The following is a 16,443-nucleotide window of genomic DNA, read 5'->3' on the forward strand; positions in this document are numbered from 1 at the left end:
CCCGCCACACGCGAGTTGGAAGGACACCTTCCGGAAGGAGGCCACAGTGCTCGGAGCGATAGGACTCGACGACACGCAGGAGGCGGCCTACCACGGCCTCGTCCGGCTCGGTGGCGCCGAAGCGGGCGACCTCGCGCGCAGGCTCGCGCTCGGCGAGGCGACCGTGGCGGCCGCGCTGCGCCGTCTTGAGGAGGAGGGCCTCGCGGCACGGCCCCGCACCGACGCCGAACGCTGGATACCGGCACCGCCGGGGGTAGCCCTGGGCGCGCTGCTCACCCGGCGACGACAGGTACTCGACGAGGTCGAACAGGCGGCTGCCCTGCTGGCGGAGACGTATCGTTCGCAGGCGCCGGCGGCCGCCGTGCACGACCGGGTGGAGGTCGTGACGGGAGCGAGCGCCGTCTCGCACCGCTTCCTCCAGTTGCAGATGGGTGCGATGGAGGAACTCTGCGTGCTGGTCACGGGCACGCCGGTCGCCGTGACACCGATGGAGAACCCGGTCGAGGACGCGGCCGTGGCCCGCGGAGTCGCCTACCGCATCGTCCTGGAACGGGATGCGCTGTCCCTGCCTGGTCAGCTCACCGAACTGGCCGTGGGCCTGGGACGCCGGCAAGAGGCCCGGCTGGTCGAGAAGGTCCCGACCAAGCTGGTGGTCGCCGACCGCACCCTGGCGATGGTGCCGCTCGGCGACCACGGATCCGAGCCCACCGCTCTGGTGATCCACTCGAGTGGACTGCTGGACCTGCTGGTGTTCCTGTTCGAGCGGGTGTGGCGGAACGCGCTGCCGCTCCGGCTCGGGAAGAGAGGCGAGCTGATCGAGGACCGCCCCGCCGGCCCCGCCCCGACCGACCTGGAGATCCTCGCCCTGCTCCTGGTCGGCATGACCGACGCGAGCATCGCCAAGCAGCTGCGGATCGGTCTGCGCACCGTGAAACGACGGGTGAAGGGGCTGATGGACCTGGCAGGCAGCACCACCAGGCTGCAACTCGGCTGGCAGGCCTGCGAACTGGGCTGGCTCAAGGCCCCTCCGCCGGCCCCGGAGGACGGGACAGCCGGCCGTGAGACTGCCCTTGACCGTCGCTCAGCCACCGGGCCCCTCGCGGCCCGCGGCGGCCGCGCCCAGGACGCTCCTGATCAGCTCGATCAGCCCAGGAAGCTCAACCGCACCTGACGCTCGGGGTTGTCTTTATTGGTGTCGACGAGGCAGATCGACTGCCACGTGCCCAGTTCGAGGCGGCCGGCCAGGACCGGGACCGTCGCGTGGGGCGGGACCAGGGCGGGGAGGACGTGGTCGCGGCCGTGGCCGGGGGAGCCGTGGCGGTGCTGCCAGCGGTCGTCGGCCGGCAGGAGGTGGTGGAGCGCCGTCAGGAGGTCGGTGTCGCTGCCCGCGCCGGTCTCGAGGACGGCCAGACCGGCCGTGGCGTGGGGGACGAAGAGATTGAGGAGGCCGTCGCGGCCCGGGGCGGTCTCGACGAGGAAGTCCGCGCAGGCCCCGGTGAGGTCGGTGACCGTCTCCGTGGTGCCGGTGGTGAGCGTCAGGACGCGGGTGCTGAAGGTGGACATGGGGTCATCCTGCCCGCTCACAGCGCGGGACGGCGCGTCCACGCTCCGAGACGGCGTTGACCTCCACCGGAACGAGTCGCTACGTTCGCGCCATGTTGCGTACAGCCCTGCTCACCACGCGCGGTCACATCGACCTGCTGCGGGTGGCCTCCGCCGCCTGTCGTCGCGGCTGCTGACGCCCTCTCACACCCTGAGTTCCCCGCGCTGACACCCGTCGTCGCACGCCGTTTCCGGCGTGCGCACGGGCGCTGACGCGTACTCAGCTCCTCTCCTCCCCTCGCACCCCTCTCCCCTCTCCGCGGAGCCTCTTCATGACGGTCGGCCATGCCCCGCCCTCATCACTGCCCGACATATCCCCCGTTTCGCCACTTGAGGAGGTGACTCCCGCCGCGCGCGGCGGCTCCGGTCGGCTCGCCCGCGCGCCGCGCTGGCTGCGTCGGACCGTGGGTCCCCTGCTGTTGCTCGCCACCTGGCAGGTGCTCAGTTCGGCCGGAGTCCTGCCCGCCGACGTACTCGCCTCCCCCGGCACCATCGCCCGCGCCGGCGGCGAGCTGATCGCCGACGGCACCCTGCCGCACGCCATGGGTGTGTCACTCCAGCGCGTCGCCGTCGGGCTGCTGCTGGGCGGCGCGATCGGGGTGTCGCTCGCCCTGGTCTCCGGGCTCTCACGGCTCGGCGAGGACCTCGTCGACGCGACCGTGCAGATGCTGCGGACCGTGCCCTGGGTGGGGCTCATCCCGCTGTTCATCATCTGGCTGGGCATCGGGGAGGCGCCCAAGGTCGCGCTCATCGCGCTCGGCGTCGCCTTCCATCTCTATCTGAACGTGTACGCCGGGATCCGAGGCGTCGACGCCCAACTGGTGGAGGCAGGCCAGTCGTTGGGTCTGAAGCGCTGGGGCCTGATCCGGCACGTGGTGCTGCCCGGGGCGCTACCGGGTGCCATGACCGGGCTGCGGTACTCCCTCGCGACCGCGTGGCTCGCGCTCGTCTTCGGGGAGTCGATCAACGCCGACGCCGGCATCGGCTTCCTGATGAACCAGGCGCGGGAGTTCTTCCGCACCGACGTCATCGTCGTCTGCCTCGTCGTCTACGCCTTCCTCGGCCTGCTGGCCGACGCCGTCGTCCGTACTCTCGAAAGGCTGCTGCTGCAATGGCGACCGACCTTCACCGGGCAGTGACCGTCGAGGGGCTGACCCGCTCCTTCGACGGCAGGCCCGTCATCGACGATCTCCATCTGACCCTGCGCGCGGGCGAGTTCACCGCACTGCTCGGGCACAGCGGCTGCGGCAAGTCCACGCTGCTGCGGGTCCTCGCGGGGCTCGACCGGGAGATCTCCGGGACCGTCCTCGTCCCCCGCCGCCGGGCGGTCGCCTTCCAGGCACCCCGGCTGATGCCCTGGAAGCGGGTGTGGCGCAATGTGCTGCTGGGTCTGCCCGGCAGGCCCGAAAGGGTCGTCGCCGAGCGCGCGTTGGAGGAGGTCGGCCTCGGTCACCGCGCGGGCGCCTGGCCCAAGACCCTGTCCGGCGGGGAGGCCCAGCGCGCCTCACTCGCCCGGGCGCTCGTCAGGGAACCGGACCTCCTGCTGCTCGACGAGCCGTTCGGGGCGCTCGACGCGCTCACCCGCATCAAGGCCCAGCGTCTGGTGGCCGAGTTGTGGCAGCGGCGCGGCTGCGCGGTGCTCCTCGTGACGCACGACGTCGACGAGGCGCTGCTGCTCGCCGACCGCGCGCTGGTGATGCGGGACGGTGTCATCGCGTACGACACGCCCGTCGCCCTCGACCGCCCCCGCGCCACCGGCGACCCGGCCTTCGCCGCCCTGCGCTCCCGTCTCCTCGCCGAGCTCGGCGTCGAGGCCGAGCTCCCCGCCGTCCACCGGGCCGCCTGACCCCCGGCGCGCCCGAGAGACCCCAGAACCCACGAGACCAAGAGACCAAGAGACCGAGAGACCTCCATGAAGCGCTCCCTCCTGCCCGCCGTCCTCCTCCTTCCCCTCGCCCTCCTCGCCTCCGCCTGCTCCTCCCCCTCGTCCGCCGACTCCGGCTCGGGATCCGGATCCAACACCGACGGCAAGGGGTCCGTCGTCCTCAACGTGGGTGACCAGAAGGGTGGTTCGGAGGCCGTCCTGCGGGCGGCCGGTGAACTCGACGACCTGCCCTACCGCATCCAGTGGTCGACCTTCACCTCCGGACCACCGCTCCTGGAGGCGGTCAACGCCAAGGCCGTCGACATCGGTTCGGTCGGCAACACCCCGCCCGTCTTCGCCGCCGGAGCCGACTCCAAGATCACCGTGGTCGCAGCCACCCACGGCGACGCCGCCGGGGAGGCGATCCTCGTGCCGGCGGACTCGCCGATCCGCACGCCCCAGGAGCTGAAGGGGCGCAAGGTCGCCGTGGCCCAGGGCAGCTCCGCGCACTTCCAGTTGGTCGCCTCCCTCAAGAAGGCGGGGCTCTCCCTCGACGACATCGAGGTGACCCTGCTCCAGCCCGCCGACGCGCTCGCCGCGTTCAGCACCGGCAAGGTCGACGCGTGGGCCGTCTGGGACCCGTACACCTCACAGGTCCTGGCCAACGGCAAGGCGCGGGTGCTGACCGACGGCCGGGGAGTGGTCAACGGGCTCGGTTTCTCGGTCGCCTCGCCCGCCGCGCTCGCCGACACAGAGAAGGCCGCGGCGATCGGCGACTACATCGACCGGCTCCGGCGCGCCCAGGACTGGGTCCACGACCACCCGGACGTCTGGGCGAAGGTCTGGGCGAAGGAGACCGGGCTGCCCTACGGGGTCGCGCTCGACGCCGTGAAGCGCAGCAGCGGCACCCGGATCGCGGTCGCGATCGACGACGAGGCCATCGCCTCCGAGCAGGCGATCGCCGACACCTTCGCCGAACTGAAGCTGATCCCGCGGAAGTTCCGCTTCGCCGACTACGTCGACACCCGCTTCAACAAGAACCTGCCGCCGTCCACCACCGCGCCGCGCACCTACGGAAAGGGATCCACCTCATGACCGTCCACCTGCACTGGTTCCTGCCGACCGGCGGCGACGGCCGTACGCTCGTCGACCGGCACGCCTACACCGACGGCGGCATCACCCGCTCCGCGGCCGTGACCGGCGTTCGCGCGCCCGACATCGACTATCTGACGCAGATCGCCAAAGCGGCCGAGCAGTTGGGGTTCGAGGCCGTCCTGACGCCGACGGGCACGTGGTGCGAGGACGCCTGGCTGACGACGGCGGCGCTCGCCCAGCACACCGAGCGGCTCAAGTTCCTGGTGGCGTTCCGGCCCGGTGTGATCTCGCCCGTCCTCGCGGCGCAGATGGCCGCCACCTATCAGCGGATCACCCGGGGGCGGCTGCTGCTCAACGTCGTGACCGGCGGGGACTCGGTGGAGCAGCGGCGCTTCGGCGACCATCTGGACCACGACCGCCGCTATGCCCGCACGGCCGAGTTCCTGAAGGTCGTCCGCGGGGCCTGGACCGGGCAGCCGTACGACTTCGAGGGCGAGCACTACCAGGTGGAGGGCGCGCTGACCGCGCTGCCGCCGGACCCGTTGCCGGAGATCTTCTTCGGCGGCTCGTCGGCCGCCGCGGGTCCGGTCGCGGCGGAGCACGCGGATGTGTATCTGACCTGGGGCGAGCCGCCGTGGCAGGTCAAGGAGAAGATCGACTGGATCCGCCGGCTCGCGGAGGAGCGCGGCCGGTCGGTGCGGTTCGGCGTCCGGCTGCACACCATCTCGCGGGACTCCGCGCGCGAGGCGTGGACGGTGGCCGACCGGCTGCTGTCGGACCTCGACGCGGAGACGATCGCGGCGGCGCAGCAGACGCTGGGCAGGAGCGAGTCGGTCGGCCAGCAGCGGATGCTGGCGCTGCACGGCGGCGGCTCGCTCGACCGGGACAAGCTGGAGATCGCGCCGAACCTGTGGGCGGGCGTGGGTCTGGTCCGGGGTGGGGCCGGCACCGCGCTCGTGGGCAGCCACGCGGACGTCGCCGACCGGATCGAGGAGTACCACGACCTCGGGGTGGAGCACTTCGTGCTCTCCGGCTACCCGCACCTGGAGGAGGCGTACTGGTTCGGGGAGGGCGTGACCCCCGAGCTGGCGGCGCGGGGCCTGCTGCCGAGGATCCCCGCCTCCCCGCTGCTCGGCGTCCCGGCCGCGAACGGGCGTCCGGCGTCCGCGCCCGGCGGCGCCCCGCTGCTCCTGGCGGGCGGCGGACGGTGACGGGCGAGCGGTAGCAGGCGGGCGAAGGACGCGGTGCCCGGTGCCCCCTTCTGGGGTGGGGGACACCGGGCACCGCCGACGGCGGGAAGATCCTCGACCCCGCCACGGTTAGTGGAATCGTGAACGATTTCGGGGTACGAGACGATCTCGGGGTACGAGAAGTGGACGTCGTCGTCATCGGCGCGGGACAGGCCGGGCTCTCCGCCGCCTACCATCTGCGCCGCACCGGCCTGGTCCCCGACCGGGACTTCGTCGTCCTCGACCACGCCCCGCGTCCCGGCGGCGCCTGGCAGTTCCGCTGGCCCTCGCTCACCTACGGCAAGGTCCACGGCATGCACGCGCTGCCCGGCATGGAGCTCACCGGCGCCGACGGCCACCGGCCCTCGTCCGAGGTGATCGGCGACTACTTCGCCGCCTACGAGGACCGCTTCGACCTGCGGGTCCACCGGCCCGTGGAGGTACGCGCCGTCCGCGAGGGCGAGGGTGGGCGGCTGCTCGTGGAGACCTCGGAGGGGCCGTACGCCACCCGCGCGCTGATCAACGCGAGCGGCACCTGGGACCGGCCCTTCTGGCCCCGCTACCCCGGCCAGGAGATCTTCCGGGGCCGCCAGCTGCACACCGCGAACTACCCGGGCCCCGAGGAGTTCGCCGGCCTGCGGGTGATCGTCGTGGGCGGCGGCGCCTCCGGGACGCAGCACCTGATGGAGATCGCCGAGGTCGCGGCCGAGACCACCTGGGTGACGCGGCGCGAGCCGGTCTACCGCGAGGGGCCGTTCGGCGAGGCGGAGGGCCGCGCGGCGGTCGCTCTGGTCGAGGAAAGGGTCCGGCAGGGGCTGCCGCCGCAGAGCGTCGTCTCCGTCACGGGTCTGCCGCTCAGCGATGCCATCCGCGCGGCCCGACGGAGCGGCGTCCTGGAGCGGAACCCCATGTTCGACCGCATCACCCCGACCGGTGTGGCCTGGGCCGGCGGCCGGACCGTGGACGCCGATGTGATCCTCTGGGCCACGGGCTTCCGCGCCGCGATCGACCACCTGACCCCACTCCGGCTGCGCGAGCCGGGCGGCGGCATCCAGGTGGAGGGGACGCGGGCGGTCCGGGACGAGCGCGTCCATCTCGTCGGCTACGGGCCTTCGGCCTCGACGATCGGCGCCAACCGAGCCGGGCGCGCGGCCGTCACCGAGATCCGCCACCTGCTTGAAGGAGACCGGCAGCGGGTGACCGTCGCGTAGGTCAGCCCTCTCCCCTGGACGCCCGGCGGACGAGGTTGAACTCCTCGACGTTCGCCTGGTGTTCGGCGTAGTCGGCGGTGAACCTGGTGTCCCCCGGCTTCACGGTCACGAAGTACAGCCAGTCGCCCTTGGCCGGCTCGATGGCCGCCGTCATCGCCTGCTCTCCCGGGTTTCCGATCGGGGTGGGCGGAAGGCCGGTGCGTTCGTAGGTGTTGAAGGGGCTCTCGATCTTGGTGTCGGCGTGGGTGGTGTCCACGGTGGAGCGCCCCAGGGCGTAGTTCAGGGTCGAGTCCATCTGGAGCGCCATGCCCCGGGCGAGCCGGTTGTAGACGACCCGCGCGACCTTGCCCATGTCCTCGGTGCTGTCAGCCTCTGCCTGGACGATGCTCGCGATGATCACCGTCTGGTGCACGCTCACACCGTTGCGCTGGGCACCCGCGGTGATGTGCTCGGCGCCGAAGCGCTTGCCGGCCGTCTGGACCATGTACCGGAGCAGGCTCTCGGGGGTGGTCGTCGACAGGACCGGATACGTGGCGGGGAACAGGTATCCCTCGGGGTTGCCCTGGGCGGCGGTCGGGAGCCCCAGGGCGGTGACCGGGGTGTCGGCGGCCTTGCGGGTGGTTCCGGCGGCGAGGCCCAGGGAGCGGTCGACGGCCGCGTAGACCTGTCCCGCCCGCCAGCCCTCCGGGATGAGCAGGGTCCGCTGCTTCTCGGGGGCGGGCTTGTCCTCGCCGCCGAGGAGCAGCAGCGGGACGGTGATCGCCGCCGCGACGGCGAGGGCGGCGCCGATGAGCAGGGCGATCCTGCCGCGCCGGGTGAGCCGGCTGCGGCGGCGACGGTGTTCGGGCTGCCAGGTCCGGTGCGTCATGGGCGCACGCTAACCCGGCCCGCCCGCGAAACCGGGGAGCCCCGCACACGCGGCGGCGCCGCCGGCCCCCTGGGACGGGGGACCGACGGCGCCGCTTTCCTGCCGGGCGTACCGGGCGGATGGGTCAGACGAGCCAGCCCAGGAAGTGGAAGACGCCGGCGAGCAGGTTGGTGATGACGTTCATGGTGGTGCTTCTCCTTGTGCAAAGTGCATCGGTGGGACAGCGCGCGGTCGCGGTCTGCAGCCCGTCGCTTGCGCACCGTAATCATCAGCCGTCACAAGGGAGTTGAGCAACGAATCCGAGAACGATCACACGTTCTGGGGAACAACCGCTCCCACGTTCGCGTGTTCGTCTCTGCGCACCAGGGCTGCGTACCGACCGTCCTTGGCGAGGAGCTCCTCGTGGGTGCCGCGCTCGGCGATCCGGCCGGTGTCGAGGACCACGATCTGGTCCGCGTCGCGGACGGTGGAGAGCCGGTGGGCGATGGTGATCGTGGTGCGCCCGGCGGAGAGGGCGTCCATGGCCTGCTGGACGGCGTGTTCCGTACGGGTGTCCAGGGCGCTGGTCGCCTCGTCGAGGATGAGCACAGGCGGGTCGCGCAGGATGGTGCGGGCGATGGCGAGGCGCTGCTTCTCACCGCCCGAGAAGCGGTAGCCGCGCTCGCCGACGAGGGTGTCGTACCCGTCCGGCAGGCCGGCGATGTGGTCGTGGATCTGCGCGGCCCGGGCGGCCTCGTGGATCTCCTCGTCGGTGGCGTCGGGCTTGGCGAAGCGCAGGTTGTCGGCGACCGAGGCGTGGAAGAGATACGTCTCCTGGGACACCACGCCGACCGCCCGGGCGAGGGTGTCGAAGTCGAGGTCGCGGACGTCGACACCGTCGAGGAGGACCCGGCCACCGGTCACGTCGTAGAGCCGGGGCACGAGATAGCTGAGGGTGGACTTGCCCGATCCGGTGGGGCCGACCACGGCGAGGCTGCCGCCGGCCGGGACGGCCAGGTCGATGGTGTCGAGCGTGGGTCGGCCGCCCGTGTCCGCGGGGTCGTAGTGGAAGGAGACGTTCTCGAACGTGACCTCGCCGCTGACCTTCGGGAGCCGGACCGGGTCGGCGGGCTCGGTGATGGAGACGGGCAGGTCCAGGTATTCGAAGATGCGCTGGAAGAGCGCGAGCGAGGTCTGCATCTGGACGCCGGTGGAGAGCAGGCTCACCGTCGGCCGGAAGAGGCCCTGCTGGAGCGAGACGAAGGCGACCAGGGTGCCCAGCGAGAGGGCGGGGCCGCCCGCCTGGACGGCGAGGCCCGCGGCCCAGTAGATCAGCGCGGGCATCGCCGCCATGACGATGCCGATCGTGGACATCCGCCAGCGTCCGGCCATCGAGGAGCGCACTTCGAGATCGACGAGGCGCTCGGACTCTTCGGCGAAGGAGCTGGTCAGCGAGGAGGAGCGGCCCATGGTGCGGCCGAGGAGGATGCCGCTGACGGAGAGGGACTCGGTGACGGTCGCGGCCATGACGGCCATCTGCTTCTGCCGCTGGGTGGTGATCTTCTTGCGCTCGCGGCCGACGCGGCGGCTGATCCAGACGAAGACCGGCAGCAGGAGCAGCGAGACGACGGTGAGCCGCCAGTCGAGCGCGAGCATCGCGACGACGGTGGCGACGACGGCCGTGAGGTTCGAGACGAGGGAGGTGGCGGTCGAGGTGACCGTCGCCTGCATGCCGCCGATGTCGTTGGCGATCCGGGACTGGACCTCGCCGGTACGGGTGCGGGTGAAGAAGGCGAGCGGCATCCGTTGCAGCTGCGCGTAGACCGCGGTGCGCAGGTCGTGCATGACGCGCTGGCCGACGGTGGTGGAGATCAGCGTCTGGAGCACGCCGAAGACACTGGTCATCACCGCCGTGACGATCATGCCGAGGGCGAGCAGGCTGAGCAGCCCGGTCCTGCCCTGCGGGATCGCGACGTCGAGGATCTCCTTGAGCAGGAACGGCGAGGCCACCGACACCAGGGACGAGGCGGCGACGAGCAGGCCCACGAGCGCCAGCCGGCCGCGGTAGGGACGGAAGAGCCGCAGGATGCGCCGCGTCTGGGCGGGCTCCTTCGGCTGCGTGGCATCACGGGGCGGGGGTGTCCAGTCGGACTCTTCGTGGATACGCATGGGCTCCTACGAGGGTGTGAGAGGTCAAGACGATCAGAGCATAGCTCATTGTTACCTATACTCACAATGAACCAGGTCCTGATATTGTTCCCCTCATGAACAACCCCGACGCCGACGGCCTCCTCGCCGAGCAGCTCCTCCGCCTCACCCGGCGGCTGCAGCGCAGCCAGAAACGGCTGCTCGAACCGGTCGGCATCACCCCCGCGCAGTCCCGGCTGCTGCGCACGGTCGCGCACTACGAGCAGCCGCCCCGGATGGCCGACCTCGCCCAGCGCCTGGAGGTGGTCCCCCGGGCCGTCACCAGCCTCGTGGACGGCCTGGAGGCCGCGGGGCGGGTGCGCCGGGTGGCCGATCCGACGAACCGACGGGTGATCAGGATCGAGATCACCGACACCGGCCGGGAGACACTGCGCGCGTTGCGCAGCGCGCGTCGGGCGGCCGCAGAGGACATCCTTGCTCCATTGACCGTCGATCAGCGCGAGGTGCTCGGAGGTCTGCTGTCCGCTCTGGTCGACCACGTGCCGGAGCGCCGCTGCTGACCGCTCGGGTGCCGGGAGCGCCGAGGGGAGCCGTCCATGCCACTCCTGGAGCCGAACCCGCAGGCCCTGCGCCCCGGAACGGCGCGCAGGGCCGCCCCCGACCGGGTCCCCGACCTCCAGTCCCGGGGCACCCCGCGCCGGTTGCGGGAGGAGCTGGTCGCGCTCCTCGGCCCCGAGAAGGTCCTCTCGAAGATCTCCGACCTGGTGCGGTACGCCTCCGACGCCAGCCCCTACCGCTTCGTGCCGCAGGTCGTGGTGGTCGCCGAGGACATCGACGACATCTCCGCCGTCCTCTCCTACGCCCACGGCAAGGGCCGCGAAGTGGTCTTCCGGGCGGCCGGGACCAGCCTCAACGGGCAGGCGCAGGGCGAGGACATCCTCGTCGACGTGCGCCGGCACTGGGTCGGCGTCGAGGTCCTCGACGCCGGCGCCCGCGCCCGGATCCGCCCCGGCACCACCGTCGTCCGGGCCAACGCGGCGCTCGCCCGCCATGACCGGGTCCTCGGTCCCGACCCGGCGAGCGCGATCGCCTGCACGATCGGCGGGGTCGTCGCCAACAACGCCTCGGGCATGACGGCGGGGACGACCAGGAACTCGTACCGCACGGTCTCCTCGCTCACCGTCGTGCTGCCGAGCGGGACCGTCGTCGACACCGGCGACCCGGCCGCCGACGAGGAGCTCGCCCGCGCCGAACCCCGGCTCTGCGCGGGACTGAGGGAGCTGAAGGCCGAGATCGAGGCGGACCCGGAGCTCGTGGCCAGGATCCGCGCCAAGTACGCCATCAAGAACACCAACGGCTACCGCCTGGACGCCTTCCTGGACGGCGCGACGCCGGTGGAGATCCTGCGCGGGCTCATGGTCGGCTCGGAGGGGACGTTCGGCTTCATCTCCGAGGTCGTCTTCGACACCCTCCCGCTGGACCGCGAGGTCTCCACGGCCCTGCTCTTCTTCCCCTCGCTGACCGCCGCCGCGGCCGCCGTGCCGCGCTTCAACGAGGCCGGGGCGCTCGCGGTCGAGCTGATGGACGGCAACACCCTGCGGGCCTCCGTCAGCGTGGCCGGGGTGCCGGCCGACTGGGCGGAACTGCCCAGGGAGACGACGGCGCTCCTCGTGGAGTTCCGCGCCCCGGACACCGCCGCGCGGGAGGCGTACGAGCGGGCGGCCGCCGCCGTCCTCGCCGAGCTCGAACTCGTCACGCCGGTCGCCTCGGTGGAGAACTCGTTCACGCGTGACCCCGGCAGGATCGCCGGGTACTGGAAGGCGCGCAAGGCGTTCGTGACGGCCGTGGGCGGCTCCCGCCCCTCGGGTACGACGCTGATCACGGAGGACTTCGCCGTGCCGCCGGAGCGGCTCGCCGAGGCCTGCGCCGACCTGCTCGAGCTGCAGGCCCGGCACGGCTTCGACGCGGCCGTGGCCGGTCACGCCGCCCACGGCAACCTGCACTTCCTGCTGGCCTTCGACGCCGGCGACCCGGCGGACGTGGAGCGGTACGCCGCGTTCATGGACGAGTTCTGCAAGCTGACGGTGGAGCGGTTCGACGGCTCGCTGAAGGCCGAGCACGCCACCGGTCGCAACATCGCCCCGTTCCTGGAGCTGGAGTGGGGGCCGAGGGCGACGGAGCTGATGTGGCGGATCAAGGAGGTCGTCGACCCCGACGGGGTGCTGGCGCCCCGGATCGTCCTCGACCGTGACCCGCAGGCGCATCTCCGCGGGCTGAAGACGATCCCGAAGGTCGAGGCGATCGCCGACCCGTGCATCGAGTGCGGCTTCTGCGAACCGACCTGCCCCAGCCACGATCTGACGACGACTCCGCGGCAGCGCATCGTGCTGCGCAGGGAGATGATGCGCCAGGGAGACGGGTCCGCCGTGGAGGCGAGCCTCCTGGAGGCGTACGGCTACGACGCAGTGGACACCTGCGCCGGGGACTCCACGTGCAAGCTGGCCTGTCCGGTCGGGATCGACACCGGGGCGCTGATGAAGGATTTCCGCCATCGGCGGCACTCCTCGCGCGAGGAGCGGGTCGCGGCGCTCGCGGCGGTGAACTTCCGCGCCGTGGAGGCCTCGGCCCGGCTCGCGGTCGCGGCGGCCGACCGGATCGGCGACCGGATCCTGGAGGCGGCGACCGGCCTGGCGCGCAGGGTGGTGCGGCCCGACCTCGTACCGGAGTGGCTGCCGGAGATCCCGGGGGCGGCCGGCCGCCGGCTCCCCCGGACGCACCGCCCGGCGGCCGTCGCCGTGTACTACCCGGCCTGTGTGAACCGGATCTTCGGCGGCCCGGAGGGGCTGCGTGGGCCTTCCCTGCCGGAGGCGGTGGTGGCGCTTTCCGGCCGGGCGGGCCGCCCGGTGTGGATCCCGGACGATGTGGCCGGTACGTGCTGCGCGACGATCTGGCACTCCAAGGGGTACGAGCGGGGCAACGCGGTGATGGCCAACCGGATCGTCGCGGCGGCCTGGGGCTGGACGGCGGGGGGCCGGCTGCCCCTGGTGGTCGACGCGTCCTCGTGCACGCTGGGCATCGCCCATGAGGTGGTGCCGTATCTCACGGAGGACAACCGGGAGTTGCACGCGGAGCTGACCGTCGTGGACTCGCTGGTGTGGGCGGCGGACGAGCTGCTGCCCCGGCTCGACGTGCGCCGCACGGTGGAGTCGGCGGTGGTCCACCCGACCTGCTCGATGCGGCATCTGGGGGACGAGGCGCAGCTGACGGCGGTGGCCCGGGCGTGCGCCGAGGAGGTGGTCGTGCCGGCCGACGCGGGCTGCTGCGCCTTCGCGGGAGACCGGGGCATGCTGCATCCGGAGCTGACGGCCTCGGCGACGGCTCGCGAGGCGGCCGAGGTGACGGCGCGTCCGTTCGACCTCCATCTGTCGGCGAACCGGATGTGCGAGATCGGCATGGACCGGGCGACGGGCCGGAGCTATCAGTCGGCGCTGCTGGCGCTGGAACGGGCGACGCGACCCTGACGGTTCGTCACTCCTTTGCCGGGATTTCGGCCGTGAGATCACGGGTCCCTTACCCCATGTGGGTGAGGGACCCTTGTCGTCCGCATGGACCGGCGACGCGGAATGGAAGAGTCCAACCACCCATCGCAAGAGTCCAATCCGCGCCCTTGCGCACCACCAGTCCCGGCGGACAGGGTCCTGAGCGGGATTCATGAGCCAGCCATGCACACAGCTACTGGAGGTTCCATGAACGACAACGCACCGCAGCCGCCGAGCCGCCGCTCCGTTCTGCGGACCACGGCCGGGGTCGCGGGAGCGGGCATCGGCCTCGGCGCCCTGGGCACCACGAGTGCCGAGGCCGCCACGCCCGAGGCGGCCGCCGCCGAGCAGATCGCCGGACAGACCGCCGGGGCGCCCCGCCGCAGAAGCGCCACCATGGTGAACGTCCCGTTCGCCAAGCGCTCCACGGTCCGGGTCGGGATCGTCGGCCTCGGCAACCGGGGCGGCAGCATGATCGACCTCTTCCTGGTCCTGCCCGGGGTGCGGGTGGTCGCGGTCTGCGACCCGGTCCGCGACAAGACGGAGCGCGCCGCCGCCAAGGTCGTCGCCGCCGGCCAGCCCTCCCCCGCCGTGTACACCAACGGCGAGGACGACTACGAGAACCTGTGCAAGCGCACGGACGTGGACTTCGTCTATGTGGCGACGCCGTGGGAGCTCCACTTCGAGATGGCGAAGACGGCCCTGCTGAACGGCAAGCACGTGGGCGTGGAGTGTCCGGTCGCGATGACCCTCAAGGACCTGTGGGAGCTGGTCGACCTCTCCGAGCAGACCCGCCGCCACTGCATGCAGCTGGAGAACTGCTGCTACGGCCGGAACGAGATGCGTGTCCTGCGGATGGCGCACGCGGGCAAGTTCGGCGAGCTGCTGCACGGCGCGGGGGCGTACAACCACGACCTGCGCGAGCTGATGTTCTCGCCCACGTACTACGAGGGCCCGTGGCGCCGCCTCTGGCACACCAAGCTGCGCGGCGACCTCTACCCGAACCACGGCTTCGGGCCGGTCGCCAACTACATGGACGTCAACCGGGGCGACCGGGTGGTCAGCATCAGCAGCTTCGGCACGCCGGCGCTCGGTCTCGCCGAGTACCGGGCGAAGCACCTGCCGGCGGGCGACCCGAGCTGGAAGGAGTCGTACATCGGCGCCGACCGGACGATCAGCCTGGTCCAGACGGCCAAGGGGCGCGTGATCCGGCTGGAGCACGACGTCTCGACCCCGCACCCGTACAGCAGGATCAACAGCCTGGGCGGCACGCTGGGCGTGTTCGAGGACTATCCGGCGCGGATCTATCTGGAGCCGGACCACCAGGGTCACCAGTGGGGCGACTTCGCGGCGTACGCGAAGGACTTCGAGCACTGGCTCTGGAGGGAGCACGCCAATCCGCCGGGCGGTCACGGCGGGATGGACTACATCATGCTCTACCGGCTGACGCAGTGCATGCGGCTCGGCCTGGTCCCCGACTTCGACGTCTACGACGCGGCGACCTGGACGGCTCCGGTGCCGCTCAGTCATGACTCGATCAAGGCCAAGGGCGCGCCGCAGGCGATCCCCGACTTCACGCGCGGGGAGTGGACGAAGGCCCGGTCGGGTGTGGACTCGGTGAAGCCCGCCTAGTCACGACGAAGGCCGCACCCGCTCCCTGGGGGAAGCGGGTGCGGCCCCTGTCGCGGGGAGGCGACAGGCCCGGGGACGTACGGCGGGTCAGGCCGTGTGCAGGGTCAGCCCGTAGCGGCCCAGGATCTCGTTGACCGGCTGGAACCAGGTGTTGCCGCCGGAGGAGCAGTTGCCCCAGCCACCGGAGGTCACGCCCTGCGCCTGGTCGCCGGTGATGAACGAACCGCCCGAGTCGCCGCCCTCGGCGCAGACGTCGGTGCGGGTCATCTGGTACACCGCGCCCTGGGCGTAGTTGACGGTCTCGTTCTTGCCGAGCACCGTGCCGCAGTGGAACTTGGTCGTGGAGCCGGAGCGGCATACGGAGGAGCCGACCGGGGCCTCCCACGAGCCGCGCACCAGCCGGTCCGAGGTCTGTCCCCAGCCGTACACGACGGGCACGGTCCACCAGCCGTAGCCGGTGCTCACCCAGGCCATGTCGTCGCCGGGGAACGAGGAGCCCTGGAACCAGCCCATGTCCGAGCCGTCCCAGCCGCGCACGAAGGTGCCGGGGGTGCCGCAGTGCCCGGCCGTGACGAAGCCGCCGTGCACCGAGAAGCCGATGGAGCAGCGGTACTGGTGGGTGTAGTACGGGTCTCCGCCGACGGTCCCGGCGGCGAAGGTGGCGGGTGTCGCGTCCACCTTCTCCACCCGGACGGGTCCTGCCGCGCGGGCGCGGTCGAGGAAGGCCTTGACGTCGGCCTTGCCCGCGCGGTCGGCGGCGACCTGGACGACCACCTGGTTGGTCCGTACGTCGACATGCCAACTGCCCACGGCGGCGGGTGCCTCCAGGCGGTCGATGCGCTGCTTGACCGAGTCGAGCCGGGTGGCGGAGTGGGTGACGACCCGGGTGTCGGCGCCGGTCTTCCGTACGGCCTCGGCCTTCTGGCGGTTCGTCACGGCGACGGTGAGCCTGCCGCTGTCGGCGTCGAACCAGGTGCCGGCGAAGTCGGCGCCCGCCGCCCGTTCGGCCGCGGGCTGGACGGCGAACGCCGCCTTCTCCTGGGCGAGTCGGGTGCGCGCCTGCTGCTCGGTGAGGCCGAGGTCGCGCTGCATGGCGGCGATCAGGCCGGGCGAGGCGTCGGGGTCGGGGGCCGCGGCGGCGGCGGTCGAGGGGGCGAGCGCGGCGCCGCCCCAGGTGGCGACGAGAAGGAGGGCGGAGAGGGCGGTCCGTATGCCGGTCTTCCCGGCGCGGCTGGTTCCACTGAGGCGTCTCACAGGCGTGAACCCTTCTGCTGTT

At 72.0% G+C, this 16,443-nt stretch carries 14 protein-coding genes; 10 read left to right on the top strand and 4 right to left on the bottom strand.

The annotated features are described in order from the left end of the window. Positions 1-46 precede the first annotated feature (46 nt). The gene (locus ACF09C_RS03655; RefSeq protein WP_392088204.1) at positions 47-1,171 is read left to right on the top strand and encodes a helix-turn-helix domain-containing protein; all 1,125 of its coding nucleotides are present in this window, start codon (positions 47-49) and stop codon (positions 1,169-1,171) included. Here the strand turns inward: ACF09C_RS03655 and ACF09C_RS03660 are convergent. Further along, complete coding sequence (locus ACF09C_RS03660) at positions 1,144-1,563, bottom strand: YjbQ family protein (RefSeq protein WP_392088206.1); 420 nt, start codon at positions 1,561-1,563, stop codon at positions 1,144-1,146. The genes ACF09C_RS03655 and ACF09C_RS03660 overlap by 28 nt on opposite strands. 92 nt (positions 1,564-1,655) lie before the next feature. On the opposite strand from ACF09C_RS03660, the gene ACF09C_RS03665 reads away from it, so the two are divergent. The 6 genes from ACF09C_RS03665 to ACF09C_RS03690 all read left to right on the top strand — a co-directional run bounded on the left by ACF09C_RS03665 (position 1,656) and on the right by ACF09C_RS03690 (position 7,001). Beyond that, positions 1,656-1,739 (top strand): putative leader peptide, encoded by an 84-nt coding sequence (locus ACF09C_RS03665; protein WP_351816447.1) that lies wholly within the window; start codon positions 1,656-1,658, stop codon positions 1,737-1,739. Positions 1,740-1,874: 135 nt separating this feature from the next. After that, on the top strand, positions 1,875-2,741 hold the full coding sequence (locus ACF09C_RS03670) for an ABC transporter permease (RefSeq protein ID WP_392088208.1): 867 nt from the start codon (positions 1,875-1,877) through the stop codon (positions 2,739-2,741). Continuing rightward, entirely contained in the window at positions 2,714-3,448 is a 735-nt protein-coding gene (locus ACF09C_RS03675) for an ABC transporter ATP-binding protein (RefSeq protein ID WP_392088210.1), read from the top strand. Before ACF09C_RS03670 ends, ACF09C_RS03675 begins: the two co-directional genes overlap by 28 nt. 66 nt (positions 3,449-3,514) lie before the next feature. Further along, on the top strand, positions 3,515-4,561 hold the full coding sequence (locus ACF09C_RS03680; protein WP_392088212.1) for an ABC transporter substrate-binding protein: 1,047 nt from the start codon (positions 3,515-3,517) through the stop codon (positions 4,559-4,561). After that, the gene (locus tag ACF09C_RS03685; RefSeq protein ID WP_392088214.1) at positions 4,558-5,772 is read left to right on the top strand and encodes an LLM class flavin-dependent oxidoreductase; all 1,215 of its coding nucleotides are present in this window, start codon (positions 4,558-4,560) and stop codon (positions 5,770-5,772) included. The genes ACF09C_RS03680 and ACF09C_RS03685 overlap by 4 nt, the downstream gene beginning before the upstream one ends. Before the next feature lie 119 nt (positions 5,773-5,891). Beyond that, entirely contained in the window at positions 5,892-7,001 is a 1,110-nt protein-coding gene (locus ACF09C_RS03690; RefSeq protein ID WP_392088216.1) for an NAD(P)-binding domain-containing protein, read from the top strand. Between the two features lies 1 nt (position 7,002). Here ACF09C_RS03690 and mltG read toward each other — a convergent pair whose 3' ends face one another. Both mltG and ACF09C_RS03700 read right to left on the bottom strand, forming a co-directional pair. Beyond that, positions 7,003-7,869, bottom strand: a complete 867-nt coding sequence (gene mltG, locus ACF09C_RS03695) for an endolytic transglycosylase MltG (protein ID WP_392088218.1) — start codon at positions 7,867-7,869, stop codon at positions 7,003-7,005. Between the two features lie 309 nt (positions 7,870-8,178). Beyond that, positions 8,179-10,017: an ABC transporter ATP-binding protein gene (locus tag ACF09C_RS03700; protein ID WP_392088220.1), complete on the bottom strand. Its 1,839-nt coding sequence runs from the start codon at positions 10,015-10,017 to the stop codon at positions 8,179-8,181. Between the two features lie 95 nt (positions 10,018-10,112). On the opposite strand from ACF09C_RS03700, the gene ACF09C_RS03705 reads away from it, so the two are divergent. The 3 genes from ACF09C_RS03705 to ACF09C_RS03715 all read left to right on the top strand — a co-directional run bounded on the left by ACF09C_RS03705 (position 10,113) and on the right by ACF09C_RS03715 (position 15,167). Next, positions 10,113-10,556 carry a MarR family winged helix-turn-helix transcriptional regulator gene (locus ACF09C_RS03705; protein ID WP_392088223.1) on the top strand — a complete coding sequence of 148 codons (444 nt, stop codon included), beginning with the start codon at positions 10,113-10,115 and terminating at the stop codon, positions 10,554-10,556. Positions 10,557-10,592: 36 nt separating this feature from the next. After that, entirely contained in the window at positions 10,593-13,517 is a 2,925-nt protein-coding gene (locus ACF09C_RS03710; RefSeq protein ID WP_392088225.1) for an FAD-binding and (Fe-S)-binding domain-containing protein, read from the top strand. 225 nt (positions 13,518-13,742) lie between these two features. Then, the gene (locus ACF09C_RS03715; protein ID WP_392088228.1) at positions 13,743-15,167 is read left to right on the top strand and encodes a Gfo/Idh/MocA family protein; all 1,425 of its coding nucleotides are present in this window, start codon (positions 13,743-13,745) and stop codon (positions 15,165-15,167) included. A gap of 87 nt (positions 15,168-15,254) precedes the next feature. Here the strand turns inward: ACF09C_RS03715 and ACF09C_RS03720 are convergent, their stop codons facing one another. Beyond that, a complete protein-coding gene (locus ACF09C_RS03720; RefSeq protein WP_392088230.1) occupies positions 15,255-16,421 on the bottom strand; it encodes a S1 family peptidase in 1,167 nt (388 codons plus the stop codon). Between the last annotated feature and the right edge of the window lie 22 nt (positions 16,422-16,443).

Origin of the sequence: Streptomyces sp. NPDC014870, from assembly GCF_043081505.1 — a bacterium.
Classification (GTDB): domain Bacteria; phylum Actinomycetota; class Actinomycetes; order Streptomycetales; family Streptomycetaceae; genus Streptomyces.